At 64.7% G+C, this 18,128-nt stretch carries 14 protein-coding genes; 5 read left to right on the forward strand and 9 right to left on the reverse strand.

The annotated features are described in order from the left end of the window. Nucleotides 1-7: 7 nt before the first annotated feature. The 3 genes from ACSHWJ_RS12710 (at nucleotide 8) to ACSHWJ_RS12720 (ending at nucleotide 5,987) form a co-directional block, all read left to right on the forward strand. A complete protein-coding gene (locus ACSHWJ_RS12710; protein ID WP_218797508.1) occupies nucleotides 8-2,440 on the forward strand; it encodes a sensor domain-containing protein in 2,433 nt (810 codons plus the stop codon). 52 nt (nucleotides 2,441-2,492) lie between these two features. Beyond that, nucleotides 2,493-5,459: a sensor domain-containing protein gene (locus ACSHWJ_RS12715; protein ID WP_432539885.1), complete on the forward strand. Its 2,967-nt coding sequence runs from the start codon at nucleotides 2,493-2,495 to the stop codon at nucleotides 5,457-5,459. 102 nt (nucleotides 5,460-5,561) lie between these two features. Continuing rightward, complete coding sequence (locus tag ACSHWJ_RS12720) at nucleotides 5,562-5,987, forward strand: CDP-alcohol phosphatidyltransferase family protein (RefSeq protein ID WP_218797509.1); 426 nt, start codon at nucleotides 5,562-5,564, stop codon at nucleotides 5,985-5,987. Nucleotides 5,988-6,075: 88 nt separating this feature from the next. Here the strand turns inward: ACSHWJ_RS12720 and ACSHWJ_RS12725 are convergent, their stop codons facing one another. From ACSHWJ_RS12725 to ACSHWJ_RS12755, 7 genes are read right to left on the reverse strand one after another with little or no spacing between them, the layout of a single operon-like run. Then, the gene (locus ACSHWJ_RS12725) at nucleotides 6,076-6,396 is read right to left on the reverse strand and encodes a non-heme iron oxygenase ferredoxin subunit (protein WP_218797510.1); all 321 of its coding nucleotides are present in this window, start codon (nucleotides 6,394-6,396) and stop codon (nucleotides 6,076-6,078) included. A gap of 13 nt (nucleotides 6,397-6,409) precedes the next feature. After that, the gene (sufU, locus tag ACSHWJ_RS12730; protein WP_017364732.1) at nucleotides 6,410-6,865 is read right to left on the reverse strand and encodes a Fe-S cluster assembly sulfur transfer protein SufU; all 456 of its coding nucleotides are present in this window, start codon (nucleotides 6,863-6,865) and stop codon (nucleotides 6,410-6,412) included. Next, nucleotides 6,865-8,109, reverse strand: coding sequence for a cysteine desulfurase (locus tag ACSHWJ_RS12735; protein ID WP_218797511.1), 1,245 nt, complete (start codon nucleotides 8,107-8,109; stop codon nucleotides 6,865-6,867). The genes sufU and ACSHWJ_RS12735 overlap by 1 nt, the downstream gene beginning before the upstream one ends. 13 nt (nucleotides 8,110-8,122) lie before the next feature. Then, nucleotides 8,123-9,427 carry a Fe-S cluster assembly protein SufD gene (gene sufD, locus ACSHWJ_RS12740; RefSeq protein WP_432539886.1) on the reverse strand — a complete coding sequence of 435 codons (1,305 nt, stop codon included), beginning with the start codon at nucleotides 9,425-9,427 and terminating at the stop codon, nucleotides 8,123-8,125. 1 nt (nucleotide 9,428) lies between these two features. Then, nucleotides 9,429-10,184, reverse strand: coding sequence for a Fe-S cluster assembly ATPase SufC (sufC, locus tag ACSHWJ_RS12745; protein WP_432539903.1), 756 nt, complete (start codon nucleotides 10,182-10,184; stop codon nucleotides 9,429-9,431). A 38-nt stretch (nucleotides 10,185-10,222) separates the two neighbouring features. After that, nucleotides 10,223-11,668, reverse strand: coding sequence for a Fe-S cluster assembly protein SufB (sufB, locus tag ACSHWJ_RS12750; RefSeq protein ID WP_010960295.1), 1,446 nt, complete (start codon nucleotides 11,666-11,668; stop codon nucleotides 10,223-10,225). Nucleotides 11,669-11,687: 19 nt separating this feature from the next. Next, nucleotides 11,688-12,149 carry an SUF system Fe-S cluster assembly regulator gene (locus ACSHWJ_RS12755; protein WP_017364728.1) on the reverse strand — a complete coding sequence of 154 codons (462 nt, stop codon included), beginning with the start codon at nucleotides 12,147-12,149 and terminating at the stop codon, nucleotides 11,688-11,690. Nucleotides 12,150-12,347: 198 nt separating this feature from the next. Between ACSHWJ_RS12755 and ACSHWJ_RS12760 the strand changes: the two genes are divergently transcribed. Both ACSHWJ_RS12760 and ACSHWJ_RS12765 read left to right on the forward strand, forming a co-directional pair. Further along, nucleotides 12,348-13,451 (forward strand): hypothetical protein, encoded by a 1,104-nt coding sequence (locus tag ACSHWJ_RS12760; RefSeq protein ID WP_282213473.1) that lies wholly within the window; start codon nucleotides 12,348-12,350, stop codon nucleotides 13,449-13,451. A 172-nt stretch (nucleotides 13,452-13,623) separates the two neighbouring features. Then, entirely contained in the window at nucleotides 13,624-15,273 is a 1,650-nt protein-coding gene (locus ACSHWJ_RS12765; protein WP_282213472.1) for an alpha-keto acid decarboxylase family protein, read from the forward strand. A gap of 49 nt (nucleotides 15,274-15,322) precedes the next feature. On the opposite strand, the gene ACSHWJ_RS12770 is transcribed toward ACSHWJ_RS12765, so the two are convergent. Next, complete coding sequence (locus tag ACSHWJ_RS12770) at nucleotides 15,323-17,254, reverse strand: hypothetical protein (protein ID WP_282213471.1); 1,932 nt, start codon at nucleotides 17,252-17,254, stop codon at nucleotides 15,323-15,325. A gap of 39 nt (nucleotides 17,255-17,293) precedes the next feature. Further along, nucleotides 17,294-18,070 (reverse strand): class I SAM-dependent methyltransferase, encoded by a 777-nt coding sequence (locus ACSHWJ_RS12775; protein ID WP_282213470.1) that lies wholly within the window; start codon nucleotides 18,068-18,070, stop codon nucleotides 17,294-17,296. Nucleotides 18,071-18,128 lie beyond the last annotated feature (58 nt).

Consider the following 18,128-nt stretch of genomic DNA (forward strand, 5'->3'; position numbering starts at 1 on the left):
AAGGGAGATGGCGGTGATCGACGGACCGGGGGAATTGGTGGGGCCATCCGGCCTTCTTCCGGCGGCTGCCACCTGTATTCTGGAGCAGCACCCGGATGGCCATGTCACGGTCGTCCATGCCGACCCCGCGATGGAGGACATGTTCGGGGCGGAGCCCGGCCGCCTCCTGCACGCCGCCGGCATCGAAGCATCGATGTGGCCGGAGGATCGGCGGCGGGCGGAGCCGCGGCAGGAAACGGCCCAGCGCGGTCCGATGCCGCTCAGGACGGAGTTCCCGGTCGAACATCCCGTCCGGGGGCCACGCTGGCTCGAGCTTTCCGCAGTGCCAGAGCCTCTGTCGGACGGCGCGATCCGCTGGCACGGGTTTCTCACGGATGTCACCGAACGCAGGCAGGCCGAGGTGCAAGCCGGGCTGGTCGGCAAGGCGCTGGATCACCTCGCGGAAATGGTGTCGATCTGCAATGCCGAGGGTCGGTTCGTCTATGTCAACGAAGCGTGGCGAAAGGCCCTGGGTTACCGCGGCGAGGAGTTTCTGAACCTGTCCGTCGCCGAGGTCGTGCCCGATTTGGGGTCACGGTCCTGGGCCGGTCATTTCCGCGAAATCCGGGAGAAGACTTCCGCCCAGTGGGAAACCATCCACCGTACCCGAGACGGACATCGGGTGCCGGTCGTCGTCGACGCCCGCTATCTGGAGCACGAAGGCTGCGGTTACGTGCTGGCATTGGTGCGCGACACCCGCCTCCTCAAGCGGACGGATACGGCATTGCTCCGGCGTGAACGCGAGTTCCGCTCGCTCGCCGAGAATTCACCCGATAGCATCATGCGATACGACCGGGATTGCCGCATCGTCTACCTCAATCCCAGTCTGGAGAACACGCTGCTGTTTTCCGCCAGTGACATGATCGGCCGGACACCGACCGAGCTCCATCCCGGTGACGAGCGGTTCGAAACTTACGAGAGCAAGCTCAGGGCGGTCGTCGCCACCGGCAAGGCCGACGAAATAGAACTCCTGCTGCAGGGTACGCACAAAGGTCCCCGCCTGCTTCACATCCGTCTGGTGGCGGAACACGATCCGGATGGCGAATGCACCGGTGTGCTGGCGGTCGGTCGGGACATCACCGAGGTGGACGAATACCGGCGGCGCATTCAACGCCTGGCGTTCTTCGATCCGCTCACCGACCTGCCCAACCGGGCATTGCTCAACGACCGGATCCGCCAGTGTCTGACCGATGCCGCTGCCCGAGGCAGTCAGTTCGGTCTGATGCTGCTCGACCTGGACCGCTTCAAGGAGGTGAACGACACGCTGGGGCACAGCGCAGGCGACCGGCTGCTGTGCGAGGCTGCCCGGCGCCTGAACGCATGCGTCCGTGGCTACGACACCGTGGCGCGGCTGGGTGGAGACGAGTTCTCGATCCTGTTGCCAGTGGTGCGCGATCGGGGCGATCTCCGCGCCATCGCCGGCAGGATACTCGAGGCCTTCGGCGAGGCCTTTATCATCGAAGGCAAGGAGCTGTTCGTTTCGGTCAGCATCGGGATCGTCCTGCATATGGAAGGCCAGTGTGACGCGGACCGGCTGTTCAAGCAGGCGGATCTGGCCATGTACCATGCCAAGCGACAAGGCCGGAACAATTTCCAGTTCTACGCGGAGGAGCTCGCCGTCCAGGTATCGGACCGTACGGCGATGGAAGGGGCGCTGCGCAAAGCGCTCGGGAATGGCGAACTGGAACTGTACTATCAGCCGCAGGTGGCCTTGCCGGCCGGACGCATCGTCGGCGCAGAGGCCTTGCTGCGGTGGCGGCATCCGCAGGAAGGTATCATGACGCCCGACCGTTTCATTCCCATAGCCGAGGAAACGGGGTTTATCCGCGACCTGGGGCACTGGGTCCTGACGACCGCCTGCCGCCGGGCGGTCTACTGGCACCGGACCGTCGATTCGCCCTTCAAAGTCGCGGTGAACCTTTCCACCCGGCAGTTCGTCCGCAACGATCTGCCCGGCGAATTGCAGCGCATCGTCCAGGATACCGGCTGCCGTCCGGAATGGCTGGAACTCGAGATCACCGAGAGCCTGTTGCTCGGGAACGATGCCGAGGTCGGCGCAGCCTTGGAGGAGCTGCACGACATGGGCTTCGCGATTTCCATCGACGACTTCGGCACCGGCTATTCGGCGTTGAGTTATCTCAACCGTTTTCCGCTGGACCAGATCAAGATCGACCGCTCCTTCATCCAGGGTTTTCCCGCGGACAGGGAAAAGGTGGAACTGGTCAAGGCCATCATCTCGATTGCCGGTGCTTTGCAACTCGAAGTGATCGCAGAAGGGGTGGAAACGTCTCATCAGGCGGAATATCTCCATGCCCAAGGCTGTCGGCTGGCGCAGGGGCATTTGTTCGGCAGGCCGCTGCCGCAGGACCGGTTCGAGCGGCTTCTGGCGGGCAACGCCTGATCCCGCCAGTTTTCGGGGGCATTCACGCCGTAAGTTCGTGACGGAGGCTGGGTTGGAACGCAAGGAAACCTTGGCATGGGACAACGTCATGTTCCAGGCGATGATCGAATGCCTCCAGGATGAGGTGGTGACGGTCCACGACATCGAAGACTGCGCCCGCATCATCTACGCGAACGAAGCGGCCTGTCGCCATTTCGGCGTGGGTCTCGAAACCCTGTTGACCTGGTGCCCGCTGGATTTCGATCCCACATACGACGAAGAATCCCTGCGCCTAGCCCTCGAACGGCACCGTCAGACCGGGGGCACGAAGTTCGAGACGCTGCACCGAGTTGCGGAGGGGATGGAGATTCCTGTCGAGGTGACGGCGAACCTGTTCGAGCAGGACGGCAGGTTACTGGCGATGTGCATCAGCCGCGACATTCGCCCCCGCCGTGAGGCCGAGGCGCGCATGAAGGAGCTCGAGAGGCTGCAGGCCGAGCGGGAAGGGCTGGACCGTCTCGCCCGTTTCGCCCAGTGTGCGCCGGGATTCATGTATACCGTGGAGGCGCACGCCGACGGACGCCTCGTGATGACGTACGCCAGCTCCGGCGTGGAGGACATCCTGGGACTGAGCGTGGAAGCGGTCTTGGCAGACATCGGCCATGTTCATTCGCGCATCGTTCCCGAAGACCGTGACCGGGTCATGCGCTGCAAAGAGGCCTCGGCTCGTGAGCTGCAGCCGTTCACGGAGGAATACCGTATCCTTCACCCCGTCAAGGGCGAGCGTTGGCTGGAGGCCCGCTCCGTGCCGGAGCGGCAGAAAGACGGCATCACCCTGTGGCACGGTTTCCTGATCGACATCACCGAGCGGAAGCGGATGGAGGAAACCTTGCAGTTCATCGCACAGCGCAGCTGGGCCACGGAAGGCGAAGCATTCTTTTCCGCCATTGCGCATTACCTCGGCAGGATTCTCGGGGTCGATTACGTCGTCATCGACCGGCTGGCCAGGGACGCCGAACTCGCCGAGACCGTCGCGCTGTATGCCCGCGGCGAAGACTTGCCCAACATCTGCTACAGACTCGCCGGAACGCCCTGCGAAAACGTCATGGGCCGCAGCCTATGCTGTTTCCCCCGCCAAGTACGCCGGCTGTTTCCTGACGACCTCATGCTGCAGGACATGGGGGTGGAAAGCTACGTCGGCGTGCCGCTGTGGGATTCGGCCGGAACCGCGATCGGCCTGATCGCGGTGATGCACGGCGAGCCGATGGCGGAGCCGGAGTCCGTGACCGCCCTCCTGCAGCTCGTGGCGACCCGGGTCGCGGCGGCTCTGGAACGCGACCGCTCGGAGCGGCAGCTCAAGGCGCGTGAACAGGAGTTCCGTTCCCTGGTCGAGCACTCGCCCGACACCGTCGCCCGCTATGACCGGGACTGCCGCCGTATCTACGCCAATCCCCGGCTGGTGGAAGAAGCCGGCGTGCCTCTCTCGGAACTCTTGGGGAAAACGCCGGTCGAGTTTCCGGGCGGCGAAAGTTCCCGTGCCTACCAGGCGAAGATTCGGCAGGTTTTCGAAACGGGGGAGCCGGCGGAGTTCGAGCTGAGCTGGAAAACGGCGCAGGAACGGGAGCTGATCTCCCATATCCGGCTGACGCCGGAATTCGGTTTCGACGGCGAAGTCATGCATGCGCTGGCGATCGGGCGGGACATCACCGAAATCGACGCCTATCGGCGGCGTATCCATCACCTCGCATTTTTCGATTCCTTGACCGGACTGCCGAATCGGGAAATGCTCAACAAGCGTATCCGGGAGGTCATGGATGGCAATCCCCGTCCGGGCCGGCAGTTCGCCCTGATGATGCTGGACCTCGACCGCTTCAAGGAAATCAACGACACCCTGGGACACGGGATCGGCGATCTGCTGCTGGGAAGAGCCGCCCGCCGTTTGCTGGGGGCGGTCGGCAAGGACGATACGGTGGCGCGGCTGGGCGGCGATGAATTCGCCGTTCTGGTGCCGGCGCCGGCCGCTTCCCAAGAACTCACGGCGCTGGCTGGCCGGATACTCGACGCCTTTGCCCGGCCTTTCCTGATCGAGGGCCGCGAGCTGTTCGTTTCGGTCAGTCTCGGTATCGCGCTTTACCCCCGCGACTGCACCGGCATCGATACCTTGTTCCGTTATGCCGACACCGCCATGTATCACGCCAAGCGGCAGGGGAGGAACAACTTTCAGTTCTATTCGGCCGAGCTCACGGCTCGGGCGGCGGAGCGCATGCGGATCGAATCCGCCCTGCGCCGGGCGCTGGGGCGCAACGAACTGGAGCTGCACTTCCAATCGCAGATCGACATGGTTTCCGGAACCATCGTCGGCGCCGAGGCCCTGCTGCGATGGAACAGGCCGGGACGCGGCATCATACTGCCGCGTAAATTCATCCCGATCGCGGAGGAAACCGGTCTGATCGTCGGCATCGGCGACTGGATCCTGGTCCAGGCCTGCCAGGCCGTCGTTGCCTGGAACCGCCACCGCGAGCAGCCGCTGCGCGTAGCCGTCAACCTTTCCACTCGCCAGTTCATCCTGAACGACTTGGCCGGTACGGTGCAGCGCATTCTGGACGAGACCGGCTGCCGGCCGGAGTGGCTGGAGCTGGAAATCACCGAAAGCCTGCTGCTGGAAGACAGCAGGGGGGTCCACGCGACCCTCGATGCCTTCGACCGCATGGGGCTGTCGATCGCCATCGATGACTTCGGTACCGGCTATTCCGCCTTGAGCTATCTGCATCGCTTTCCGGTGAAACGGATCAAGATCGATCGCTGTTTCGTCCACGGCATTCCGTCCGACCGCTGCAAATCGGAGCTGGTCAAAGCCATAATCTCGATTGCCCAGGCCCTGGGCCTGGAGGTGCTGGCGGAAGGCGTGGAAACCCCACGACAGGCCGTCTATCTCCAGGCGCATGGCTGCCGTCTGGGCCAGGGCTATCTGTTCGGTGAGCCGCAACCGCTTGTCGGTTTCGAGGCATCGATCGGACAGGACCGGAGCGCCATTTCCTGAATCGCGGCCATCGCCGGCGGGCGAGACCGGCGGCGACGCTGAGCCGTCATCTTTCCGTGTTGTTCAAGGGAGGATTTTTTTGGGAGATGAGGGAATGCCCGGATGAACATGCCGCGTCCGTCGTGCTGGGCCGATGCGCCGACCATCGTCAATCTGAGCTGCGGGGTATCGGCGAAATTCGCGGCTATCCAGGGGCATCCGGAAATCGGCGCGGCGCTGATCGCGCTGGCGGTGGTGTGGGACTCGCTGGATGGCAAGGTGGCTGCCTGGACCCGCCACGGCGGACGCGAATTCGGCAAGCAGCTCGATTCCCTCGGAGACCTGGTTTCCTTCGGCCGGGTCCCAGCCTGCTCGTTTGTCGGGATGAACGAGCCGTCCTGGCCGGCCATTGCGCCGCTGCCGTGCTTCGTCGGCTGTGGCATGCCCAGGCTGGCGCGTTACAACATCTCCACGGGCAAGGTTTCGAGGGAGTACCGATCACGGTCAACGGCGGCGTGCCGTTTCCGCTGCTGTATCTGCTTTCGGTGATTTTTCCTCCCAGTCTCAGCGTCTGGCCCGCGGCGTTCCCGGTGATGGGCCTGCTGATGGCCTCCAGCCTCAAAGTGCGCCGGCTGTTCTAATCCCAGCGGGCGTCTCGGATCTGGACCATGCCGTCTGCGACGCGGACGGCGAAACAGGTGAGGTCTTCGTAGGCGGGAGGTGAAAGGACCTTGCCGGTCTTGAGGCAGAAGCGGGCGCCGTGGCGGGGGCAGACGATTTCGTCACCGTCCAGCCGGCCGCTGGCGATCTCTGCGCCATCGTGGCTGCAGGCGTCCTCGATGGCGTAGAACTCGCCGCCCAGCTTGAATATGGCAACGGGGATGCCATCGAGATTGGTCACGACGTGCCCCCCTTCGGGCAGGCAGTCCGCCGGAGCTACGTCGATCCAGTCGTTCATCGGCGGCGAATCCTCACTCTGTGGTGACGGTCGTTTCCTGGTTTTCCAGCGCGGCTTCCAGCGAGTGCCAGGCCAGGGTGGCGCATTTGACCCGCGCCGGATAGGCGCGCACGCCGGCCAGCACGGCCAGCTTGCCCAGTTCTTCCAGGTTGACGGCGTCGTCCTTGCCGGTGGCGATGCGGTGGAAGGTCTCGAACAATGCGTGGGCCTCGCTCTCGTGCATGTTCCGGACGATCTCGGTCATCAGCGAGGCCGAGGCGGTGGAAATGGCGCAGCCCGAGCCCTGGAAGCTGACGTCCCGGATGACGCCGGCGTCGTCGATCTTGACGTAGAGGGTGATCCGGTCGCCGCACAGCGGGTTGAAGCCCTCGACGGTGCGGTTGGCGTCTTCCATCACCCGGAAGTTGCGCGGATTGCGGTTGTGGTCGAAGACCACCTCCTGGTAGAGATCCCGAATCTGGTCCAGCATCAGCCGAATACCTCGATGACCTTGTGGATGCCTGCGATCAACGCGTCTACCTCTTCAAAAGTGTTGTAAAGCCCGAACGACGCCCGCGCCGTCGCGGGAATGCCGAAAAAGTCCATCACCGGCATGGCGCAATGATGCCCGGCGCGGATGGCGATGCCGAGGTGATCCAGGATCGTGCCGATGTCGTGGGGGTGGATGCGGTGCAGGGTGAACGACAGGATGGCACCCTTCTCGGCGGCCTGGCCGAACAGCTCTAAGCCCGGGATGCGTAGCGCCTGTTCGGTGGCGTAGGCCAGCAGCCGCTGTTCGTGTCCGGCTATGGTTTCCATGCCTATGCCGTTCACATAGTCGATGGCGGCACCCAGGGCGATGGCGTCGACGATGCTCGGCGTGCCGGCTTCGAACTTGTAGGGCAGGGTGTTGTATTCGGTCTTCTCGAAGGTCACCCGGCGGATCATGTCGCCGCCTCCCTGATAGGGCGGCATCTTGTTCAGCAACTCTTCCTTGCCGTACAGGATCCCGATGCCGGCGGGGCCATACAGCTTATGGCCGGAGAAGGCGTAGAAATCGCAGTCCAGCGCCTGCACGTCCACCGCCATGTGCGGTATCGCCTGGGCGCCGTCGACCAGCACCGGCACGCCGTGGCGATGGGCCTGTTCGATCAGCGTTTCCACCGGGTTGATCGTGCCCAGCGCGTTCGACATGTGCGCCACCGCCAGCAGCCGGGTACGGTTCGACAGCAGGGCTTCGAACCGGTCCAGTTCCAGGGTGCCGGTGCGGTCGATCGGGACGACCTTCAGCACGGCGCCGGTCTGCTCGCACAGCATCTGCCAGGGCACGATGTTGGAATGATGCTCCATGGCCGTGATGAGGATTTCGTCCCCCGCCTTGAAGCGTGGCCGTCCGTAGGACTGGGCGACCAGGTTGATCGCCTCGGTGGTGCCGCGGGTGAAGACGATCTCGTGCGAATGGCGGGCGTTGAGGTGGCGCTGCACCTTTTCCCGTGCCCCCTCGAACAACTCCGTGGCGCGCTGGCTCAGGGTGTGTACGCCGCGGTGGACGTTGGCGTAGTCTTCCGTGTACACCTTGGCGATGCAGTCCAGCACCGCCTTGGGTTTCTGGGCGGTGGCGGCGTTGTCCAGATAGACCAGCGGCTTGCCGTGAACCTGCTGTCCGAGGATCGGGAAGTCCGTCCTGATCCGGGCTACGTCGAAAGCCGGGACGGCGGCGGGGGCGGTGTTCATGACGACTCCTTGCTCATTGTGCGTTCGGGAAACGGGCCAGCAGCAGGCCGCGCAGCCGCTCGCGCAGCGGGCCGAACCGTTCGACGATTTCGGCCGCGAAAGCGAAGGTCAGCATCTCGCGCGCCGTGGCCGCGTCGATGCCGCGCGATTCCAGGTAGAACACCGAATCCGGATCGAGCTGGCCGATCGTGACACCATGGACGCACTTCACGTCGTCGGCATGGATCTCGAGCTGGGGCTTGGTGTCGATCTCGGCGTCATCGGACAGCAGCAGGTTGCGGTTGTTCATTTCCGCGTCGGTCTTCTGGGCATCCGCGTGCACCACGATTCGCCCCTGGAACACGCCGCGCGAGCGGTCCTCGAGGATGCCGCGATAGCTCACGCGGCTGCTGCCATGCGGTTCGTCGTGGTCCACCCGGATGTGGTTGTCGACATGCTGCCGGTTTTCGCTCAGGAACACTCCGTTCATCTCGGTCTGGGCGGCGTGGCCAAGACGGGCGTGCACCTCGTTGCGGACCAGCAGTCCGCCCAGCGACAACAGGTGATGGCCGAAGCGGCCGTCGCGGGCGACGCGGGCGTAGCTGCCGCCGAAGTGGTAGGCCCTGCCGCCGTCGAGCTGGAGCTTGTAATGGTTCAGCCCGCCGTTGTCCGCGACTTCGATCTGGTTGACCACGGCGCCCAGATAGCCGGTCTCCGGCGGGCCGACGTGGGTTTCGACGACGCGCGCCTCGGCGTTCCTGCCGATCCGGATCAGGTTGCGCAGCGTGGAGCGGCCGTCGTTGCGAGTCGAGACGAAGAACAGCTGGACCGGTTTTTCCAGCGCGACGCCCTCTTCCAGGCGCAGTACGGCGCCGTCGGTGAAGAAGGCGGTGTTGAAGTCGAGGAAGCCGTGCCGATCGGATTCGGTTTCTTGTTCGAGTCCGTATTCCAGCCAGGCGGCATTTCCGTCGGCTTCGCTCAGGGCGAGCAGCGAGGCGAGGCTTTCCAGCGTGACGCCGGCAGGCAGGCCATGCCGCTCGGACAGCTCGGGCACGAACATGCCGTCGACGAACACCAGCGACCAGGCGTCGGCGATCCGGCAGCTTTCGATCAGCGCTTCGGCAGCGCCGGTGTCGGCGGAACCGGTCGCAGCGGTGAACAGCTTGCGCTCGATCGGCGCGACATGGGTGTAGCGCCATTCCTCGTCGCGCGGGGAGGGAAAGCCGGACGCCTCGAAACGCGCCAGCGCCTGCCGGCGGAGCCGGCTCAGCCAGGCAGGTTCATTGGTGGCCGGTTCGCGGTATGAATCAACGTAAAGGCTGTGAGATAGCGCACTCATCTCAGGCCCCCGCGGCGGCCGCTTCGATCCAGCCGTAGCCTTTCCGTTCGAGTTCGTGTGCAAGACTTGCGTCGCCGGACCTGACGATGCGGCCATGCGCCAGCACGTGGACGTGGTCGGGCTTGATGTAATCCAGCAGGCGCTGGTAATGGGTGACCAGGATGAAGGCCCGTTCCGGCGAGCGCAGCGCGTTGATGCCGTTCGCCACCACCTTGAGCGCGTCGATGTCCAGGCCGGAGTCGGTTTCGTCGAGGATGCACAGGGTGGGTTCGAGGATCGCCATCTGCAGGATCTCGTTGCGCTTCTTCTCGCCGCCCGAGAAGCCCTCGTTGACGCCGCGGTACAGGAACTGCTCGTCCAGGTCGACCATGCGGGTCTTTTCCTTGACCAGCTTCAGGAAGTCCAGCGCGTCGACTTCGTTGAGGCCGCGGTGGCGCCGTATGGCGTTGTAGGCCGCTTTCAGCAGATAGATGTTGCTGACCCCGGGAATCTCCACCGGGTACTGGAAGGCCAGGAACACGCCCTCGCGGGCGCGCTGTTCCGGCGGCAGCTCCAGCAGGTTCCGGCCGCGATAGGTCACCGTGCCCTCGGTCACTTCGTAGCCGGAGCGCCCGGCCAGGACGTTGGACAAGGTGCTCTTGCCCGAGCCGTTCGGGCCCATGATGGCGTGGACTTCGCCGGGTTTGACCGTCAGGTCGATGCCCTTGAGGATGGCTTTGCCGTCGACGCGGGCGTGCAGGTTTTCGATGCGGAGCAGGGTGTTCATGTACGGGCTCATTGGGCTTTCAATCCGATTCAACCGACGCTGCCTTCCAGGCTGATGCCCAGGAGCGCCTGGGCTTCCACGGCGAATTCCATGGGCAGTTCCTTGAAGACCTGCTTGCAGAAGCCGTTCACGATCATGGAAACGGCATCCTCCGCCGACAGGCCGCGCTGCTGGCAGAAGAACAGCTGGTCTTCGCTGATCTTCGAGGTCGTCGCCTCGTGCTCGACCTGGGCGGAGGGCTGCTTCACCTCGATGTAGGGGAAGGTGTGCGCCCCGCAGCGGTCGCCGATCAGGAGCGAATCGCACTGGGTATAGTTGCGGGCGTTCTCGGCGCTCTTGAGGATCTTCACCAGGCCGCGGTAGCTGTTCTGGGCGCGGCCGGCGGAAATGCCCTTGGATATGATCGTGCTCTTGGTGTTCTTGCCGATGTGGATCATCTTGGTGCCGGTATCGGCCTGCTGGCGGTGGTTGGTGACCGCCACCGAATAGAACTCACCGACCGAGTCGTCGCCGCGCAGGATGCAGCTGGGGTATTTCCAGGTGATGGCTGAACCCGTCTCCACCTGGGTCCAGGAAATCTTGGAGCGCGCCCCCCGGCAGTCGCCGCGCTTGGTGACGAAGTTGTAGATGCCGCCGCGGCCTTCCTCGTCGCCCGGATACCAGTTCTGCACGGTCGAGTACTTGATCTGGGCGCCTTCCAGCGCGACGAGTTCGACCACCGCCGCGTGCAGCTGGTTCTCGTCGCGCATCGGTGCGGTGCAGCCCTCCAGGTAGCTGACATAGCTGCCTTCGTCGGCGACGATCAGGGTGCGTTCGAACTGGCCGGTCTTGGCCGCATTGATGCGGAAATAGGTCGAGAGTTCCATCGGGCAGCGCACGCCCTTGGGGATGTAGACGAAGGAGCCGTCCGAGAACACCGCCGAGTTGAGCGCTGCGAAGAAATTGTCCCCCGCCGGCACCACGCTGCCCAGGTATTGCCGGACCAGGTCGGGATGCTTCTCGATCGCCTCCGACATGGAGCAGAAGATCACGCCGGCCTGGGCCAGCTTGTCCTTGAAGGTGGTCGCCACCGACACGGAATCGAACACCGCGTCCACCGCGACGCCGGCCAGCTTTTCCTGCTCGTACAGCGGGATTCCGAGCTTGTTGTAGGTCTCCAGCAGCTTGGGGTCGACCTCGTCCAGGGATTTCGGGTGGTCCGTGGTTTTCGGCGCCGAGTAGTAGCTGATGGCCTGATAGTCCACCGGAGCATATTCGACGAAGGCCCAGTGGGGCTCCATCATCGTCAGCCAGTGGCGGTAGGCGCTCAGGCGCCATTCCAGCATGAATTCCGGCTCGTTCTTCTTCTTCGAGATGGCGCGGATGACGTCTTCGTTCAGGCCGGGCGGAAGCGTGTCGGTTTCCAGCTCGGTGACGAAGCCGGGCTTGTAGTCCTGTTTGATCAGGCGGTCCAGGGTTTCTGCCGTGGCGGACATGGCGGTGCTCTCGCGGGGGTTATCGGGGTTGGGGTTGCAGCCGGGCCAGCGAAATCGGCACTTCGGCAGGCGCAGCGGACACCGGGCGGATCATGTCCGCCAGGCTGACCGATTCCAGCGCGGTCTGCACCGCCCGGTTGATCACGTTCCAATGGCTGCGGACATCGCAGGACGAGGACTGCTGACACAGTGCCTGTTCGGCGCTGCATTCGGTGAGCGCGATCGGTCCTTCGATGGCATCGATGATTCGGGCGACGCTGGTGTGTTCCGGCTTCTGCGCCAGGGCATAGCCGCCGCGGGCGCCCCGTGTCGAAGTGACGATTCCGGCCCGCGCCAGCGCCTTGAGGATCTTGCTCGTGGTCGGCATGGCGATCGAGGTCTGATCCGCCAGCTCGGCGGCGGCGAAGGTCTGTTCTCCCGCGCGGGCCATCTGGCCCAGGAGGATGATCGCGTAGTCGGTCAGTTTGCTTATTCGCAGCATTGCGGCACCTGCTCAAATTCCGGACCATTTTAGTCCTGATTAATTTCCAAGTAAACAACTCGGGTAAGCTGCGTCGGGGCCCGAAGGGGAACGATTTTTCGCGACGGTTTTCCGTGTGCCGCCCTCGTCACCGTCCTGCAAACAAACCCTTCTAGGATCCGCGTCTCGGCAACTTTTTTCCACACACTGGAGGACATCGTGAGACACGAGAGAGATTCCCGGCCGGTTCGATGGGTGACGCGCGGACGAGGTGCAACGGCACTGTTTCTGCCTCTGCTGGCGACTGTCGCCCTGGTTTCGCCCAATGTTTCCGGAGACGAGATGGGACGCGGCCTTCCTTATGCCATCGGGCTCTGGGGCGACCTGCCGTATTCCACGGCCCAGGCGGCCGGTGTCAACAACCTCATTGCAGACATGAACGCTCAGTTCCTGGCCTTCACCGTCCACGACGGCGACCTGAAATCGGGGGGCAGCGAGTGCACCGACGCGGTTTACACCACGGCGCTCGGCTATTTCAATGCGCTGAAGGCGCCCGCCATGTTCACGCCCGGCGACAATGACTGGACCGATTGCGACCGCAACCCCAATTACAACTCTCTGGCCCAGCTCGACAAGGAACGGAAGCTGTTCTTCTCGACCCCGTTTTCCCTGGGCCAGCGCCGTATGCGTCAGGAGGTCCAGACCAGTCCGCTTTGCCTCGGCGCGGACGGTTCCTACGTCGCTTGCGTCGAGAACCGCCGCTGGAGCGTCGGCCGGGTGATCTACGCGACGTTGAACGTCCAGGGCTCGTGCAACAATCTCTGCGACGTCAAGCCCGATCCGGTGGAATATGCCGCACGCAACGCGGCGAACATCGCCTGGATGAAGGAGACCTTCGAGCTGGCCAAGACCCGCAAGGCCGCGGCCGTCATGTTCATCTCGCAGGCCAATCCCGGCTGGGACCTGAACGATCCGGAGCGGGCGCCGCTGCGCGATCCGAAGACGCTCGCGGAAACCGACGGCTACCCCGATGGATTCCAGGAGTTCCTCAGCGCGTTGCGTGATGAGGTCATCGCATTCCGCCGGCCGGTCGCCTACGTGCACGGCGATTCGCACTATTTCCGCGTCGACAGGCCGTTCCTGGACGCCCAGGGACGCCGGCTCGAAAACTTCACCCGCGTCGAAACCTTCGGCGACAATCAGGGCAACGGCACCAACGACGTACAATGGCTGAAGGTGCTGGTCGATCCGGGCAGCCGCGAAGTGTTTTCCTACCAGCCGCAGATCGTTCCGGCCAACCGCGTGGCGGTCCCGGCACCGTAAGCGGCGCAACCCGTGGGAGCGGACTGCAACCGGGCGCGGTTCGCCTCCCGCTTCAGATGTCCCCGGCGGGGCCCCGCGCCATCTGTACAAGCATCACGAACTCCTGTAATTGGTATTTGTCACCGTCATCGAGACGGTGCCTCGAGGTCGGCAAGCTGCCGGGGAGGAGGGGATGGGCACGGTTGAACCAGGCGCTATCGGACAACATCTGCTCGCCTGCCTTTACCAGGCGGGCGTCGGGCACATCTTCGGCGTTCCCGGCGATTACGTGCTGGGCTTCTACGATCTGATGGCCAAAGGTCCCGTCCGGCATATCGGGACCACGCGGGAGGACACCGCCGCCTTCGCCGCCGACGGCTATGCCCGCTGCCGGGGCATGGGCGCGCTGGCGGTGACTTACGGGGTCGGTGCGCTCAACACCGTCAACGCCGTCGCCGGCGCCTATGCGGAATCCTCGCCGGTGGTGGTCATCAGCGGTGCGCCGGGGGTGCGCGAGCAAAGGGAAGACCCGTTGATCCACCACCGCTTCGGGCCGTTCCGGTTCCAGCGCGAGATATTCGAACGGATCACCTGCGCCGCCGTGGTGCTGGACGATCCGGTGATCGCCTTCCGGCAGGTGGAGCGTGCGCTCGCGGCCGCCCGTCAGCACTGCAAGCCGGTGTACATCGAGATTCCCGCCGACCGGGTGATGGCGCCGGGATATCCGATTCCACAGGAAACCCCGGAAACGCCTTCCAGCGACGATTCGGCCCTGGCGGAGGCGGTCGCCGAGGCCGCGGAGCTCCTGGGCCGTGCGGTGTCGCCGGTGATCCTTGCAGGCGTCGAGTTGCACCGGCGAGGGCTCCAGGACGCCCTCGTCGGCCTCGTCGAGCAGGCGCGCCTGCCGGTGGCGGCGACCTTGACCGGCAAGTCGGTGTTCGCCGAGCGCCATCCCGCCTATCTGGGGGTGTACGAGGGTGCGATGAGCACGGAAAACGCGCGCTACATGGTCGAGCAGTCCGACCTCCTGCTGATGCTCGGGGTCACGCTGAACGACGTCGACACGGGCATCTACACGGCGCGTCTCGATCCGCAGCGCATCGTCCGCGCAGCCCAGAACGAGGTCGTGATTCGCCATCACCGCTATCCCCGCGTCCTGCTCGCGGACTTCGTCACGGCCCTGGCGCGGTCCGTCAAGGCCCGGGGCGAGGCGTTTCCGATGCCGGCGGGGCCGGAACCGTGGGACTTTCCCGCGCCGGACCGGCCGATGACGATCGCCCGGCTGGTGGAGCGGCTCGACCGCGCGCTGACCTCCGACATGATCGTAGTGTGCGACGTCGGCGACTGCCTGTTCGCCGCCACCGACCTGCGCGTGCACGAGCGCAGCGAATTCCTGGCGTCCGCCTTCTATACCTCGATGGGGTTCGCGGTGCCCGCCGCCCTCGGGGCGCAGATCGCCCGTCCGGACCACCGGGCGCTGATCCTGGTCGGCGACGGTGCCTTCCAGATGACCGGAACGGAGCTGTCGACCCATGCCCGTCTCGGCCTGGCGCCCATCGTGGTGGTGCTCGACAATCGCGGTTACAGCACCGAGCGCTTCATCCTCGACGGAGCCTTCAACGACATCGCCGACTGGCGCTTCCACCGGCTGGGCGAAGTGTTCGGCCCCCTACAGGGCTACGACGCGCCCGACGAAGCGGCGTTCGAAAACGCGCTCAGCGAAGCGCTGGTCAACCGAAGCATGCCGAGCCTCATCAACGTCCGTCTTTCCCCCGGCGATGCCTCGATAGCCATGAAGCGTCTCGCCGGGCATCTGCAGTCCCGGGTCAAGGGCGAGGGCTGAACGGGCTTTCCGTCCGCCGGGTCTTCGAAGCCTCGCGGCTTTGGCGGCGTCACCGCCGGATCGAGGAAAGCCGCGACGGTTCGGCTCGTCCGGCGATGGCCCGTGGGGATACGGCATAGATGCCGATGTCTCCGGAGGCGAAAACCCGCGGATAGCGCTGCTCGAAATAGCTTCCATCGCGCTTGAACCTGTCCCGCTCGTAGCTGCTGAAATAGACATAGTCGACCTTGTATTTGGCGCTGAGTTCGGGAAAGGCGGCGGGATCGCCGTACATCCTTTCCAGCTCGGACCAGCGCGTCTCATAGCCGATGCCGTGGAAGAACAGGTAGATGGGCGTGCCGACCAGGATGTTCCGTCCGGCCAGGGCGGCCACGGCGTTGTTGTGGTTGTCCGCGGTGATGAACAGCGCGTCCTTCGGGGTATGGAGCCGGATGAATTCCGCGGCCGAGACCTGGTGGCGGTCGAAGAGCTGGTAGTCGGAGACGGCCTCCCTGCCGATCGAGAGGATCGCGGAGAAGCTCGCGACGAACAGGATCAGGGCCGAAGCGATCCAGCGGCCGCGCAGTCCTTCGAGACGCCGGTGCAGATCGTGCAGGAAGCCGCCGACCAGGATGCAGCTCAGGAGGTACCAGACGTAGAACAGCTTGTTGTTGTCGTATTCGTTGGGCTGGAACAGCACCAGCTCGGCCAGCACGAAGATGCCTACGGCGCCGGAATACAGGGACAGCATGCGCCGGTTCGCCGCCCATAGCGCCGCGGGCAGCAGCACGAACACCAGTCCTACGTTCTTCACCCAGAACCAGGGCCAGATATCGTCGTGGTTGGCCCAGTCGAAATGGAATTTCAGGAAACCGCCTTCGTCGGCCTGCTGGAAGGTCCAGGCGAAAAGCTGCGGCGCCGCCAGGCCGACCGCGATTGCCCCGTAGAGCATCCAATCCTGAAGATAAGGCCTGACGGTCCGCCGCGTCTGCTGCACCAAGTACACCGGCAGCCAGATGGCGGAGATGATGCCCAGCCCGAGGAAGGAATGGGTATGGATCATCGGCAACAGGCCCGCGCCGATTCCCGCGGCGACCGAATACTTGCGCCGGCGGCGGGTGAGGCCGGCGTACAGCAGCCACAGGCACAGCATGAGGAAGCACCAGCCGGCCAGGGTGGTGCGCTGGGGCACGAGCATGTCGCAGATGACGTTCGACCAGCGGATGTTTTCTTCCACCAGGTTGGTGGGCGTCTGGTAGAAACCGGTGAAGATGCGGAAGAAGTTTTCCGGATTCTTGCTGGCGCCTTCCAGGAAATAGGCAAAACCGAAGCCGCCGTTGAGAAAGAACAGCACCTGCGCCCACAGCACGGCCGAGCGGTTTTGCAGGATTTCCCTTGCCAGGCTGGTGAAGCCGGCGACCACGCAGAAGGCCATGACGAAGCTGGGCAGGAGAACGGCCCAGCGCAGCGGCGTGCCGAGCAGGTAGAGGCTGGCGGAGAGCGAATTCACCAGGAACGGATAGTTCAGGCGGTGGCCGGGGAAGATCGAATAGTCGGGCGGAAACTCGCCCTGTTCCGCGATGCTGGTGACGATCCCCAGGTGCAGGGCCAGATCGCCGTAGGTCGACTGGCCCACGCTGAGCCCGCCGTCCGCATTGGGGTAGATCACGTGGGTGTAGAGCAGCAGGCAGATCAGCAGGGTGAACAGCGCCACCATGCCTGTTTCCGCCCGGCTCGGCCTGTCCGCGGGGGGCATTCGAACCGGCGCGGAGGCGAAGCGCAGCGTCAGCAGGGTCAAGACGCCCATCATGCCGGCCGCGATCCACTGGCAGCGGGACGTGAAGCCGGTCAGCAGGGCGGTGGTGGCCGGCAGCCAGATGAGTCCCAACAGGCCGCCGGCCAGCCCCGCCCAGGCACGCACCCAGGGGCTGTGTTCGGCGAACAGCCGGTGGGAAATCGCCAGTCCGCAGCCGAGAAAGAAGACGAAAAATGCGATGCCCATGGGCGAATATCGTGGCCGGTGAGTAGTCGGAAGGACGGTTCATCGGTACGCCTCCACCTGCAGTCGCACCATGGCGACGTGCACCCGTCCCGAGGCATCCGGCGGGTGCGCCGCCAGATAGCGTCCGGCCGCGGCATCGATGAAGCGGTCCCGGCGATCCGCCGGAACCCGCGAAGTATACGGATGCCAGGCGGTCCGCAGCCAGCCGGCGAAGGCCTCGCGGCCGGTGTGGACCATGTCCCTGGGGACCGATTCGACCCTGGCCGGATGCAGGCCCGCTTCGCCGAGCCAGCGGCGATAGCCCTCCGCATCATGGAAACCATAGCTGGATTCGAAGTCCGTGAAATGCCAGCGCCATTCGTCTTCTTCCGCAAGTCCTTCGAAGGCGGCGATCACCCCGGCCCCATTGCCGTGGCCGCCCATCTCCAACAGGCAGCGCCCGCCCGGCTTCAGGGCGCGGGCGATGCCGGCCAAAGCCGGCCGGTGGTCCTTGATCCAGTGCAGGGCGGCGTTGGAGAAGACGGCCGTGAATTCGGCATCGAACGGCAGGTTCTGGGCGTCAATCCGCCTGAATGCGAGATTGGGGCGGTGATGGTGCGCCTGGGCGTGGCCGATCATGTCGGATGACAAATCCACGCCGACGACCCGGCCTTGCGGTACCCGGTCGGCGATGGCGGCGGTGATGCGCCCGTCGCCGCAGCCGACGTCGAGCACCGCGTCGTCCGGCCGCAGCTTCAATCCGGCCAACAGATCCCGCGCCCAGGCCTCCTGGCCGGCGGAGTTGCGGGCGTAGTCTTCGGGGTTCCAGCGGTACATGGCTTGCTCCAGAGGTTGAACGTCCGGAGGCAGGATGCCGCAGGCGGCAGGACGGGAA

This window comes from Methylococcus sp. S1M (assembly GCF_051295855.1).
Lineage (GTDB): Bacteria > Pseudomonadota > Gammaproteobacteria > Methylococcales > Methylococcaceae > Methylococcus > Methylococcus capsulatus.

What these genes read in the sequence shown, in the direction of transcription:
- ACSHWJ_RS12710 (WP_218797508.1), top strand. Translation starts at nt 8, where the DNA reads ATGGCGGTGATCGACGGACCGGGGGAATTGGTGGGGCCATCCGGCCTT.
- ACSHWJ_RS12720 (WP_218797509.1), top strand. Translation starts at nt 5,562, where the DNA reads ATGAACATGCCGCGTCCGTCGTGCTGGGCCGATGCGCCGACCATCGTC.
- ACSHWJ_RS12725 (WP_218797510.1), bottom strand. Translation starts at nt 6,396, where the DNA reads ATGAACGACTGGATCGACGTAGCTCCGGCGGACTGCCTGCCCGAAGGG.
- sufU (WP_017364732.1), bottom strand. Translation starts at nt 6,865, where the DNA reads ATGCTGGACCAGATTCGGGATCTCTACCAGGAGGTGGTCTTCGACCAC.
- ACSHWJ_RS12735 (WP_218797511.1), bottom strand. Translation starts at nt 8,109, where the DNA reads ATGAACACCGCCCCCGCCGCCGTCCCGGCTTTCGACGTAGCCCGGATC.
- sufD (WP_432539886.1), bottom strand. Translation starts at nt 9,427, where the DNA reads ATGAGTGCGCTATCTCACAGCCTTTACGTTGATTCATACCGCGAACCG.
- sufB (WP_010960295.1), bottom strand. Translation starts at nt 11,668, where the DNA reads ATGTCCGCCACGGCAGAAACCCTGGACCGCCTGATCAAACAGGACTAC.
- ACSHWJ_RS12755 (WP_017364728.1), bottom strand. Translation starts at nt 12,149, where the DNA reads ATGCTGCGAATAAGCAAACTGACCGACTACGCGATCATCCTCCTGGGC.
- ACSHWJ_RS12765 (WP_282213472.1), top strand. Translation starts at nt 13,624, where the DNA reads ATGGGCACGGTTGAACCAGGCGCTATCGGACAACATCTGCTCGCCTGC.
- ACSHWJ_RS12770 (WP_282213471.1), bottom strand. Translation starts at nt 17,254, where the DNA reads ATGGGCATCGCATTTTTCGTCTTCTTTCTCGGCTGCGGACTGGCGATT.
- ACSHWJ_RS12775 (WP_282213470.1), bottom strand. Translation starts at nt 18,070, where the DNA reads ATGTACCGCTGGAACCCCGAAGACTACGCCCGCAACTCCGCCGGCCAG.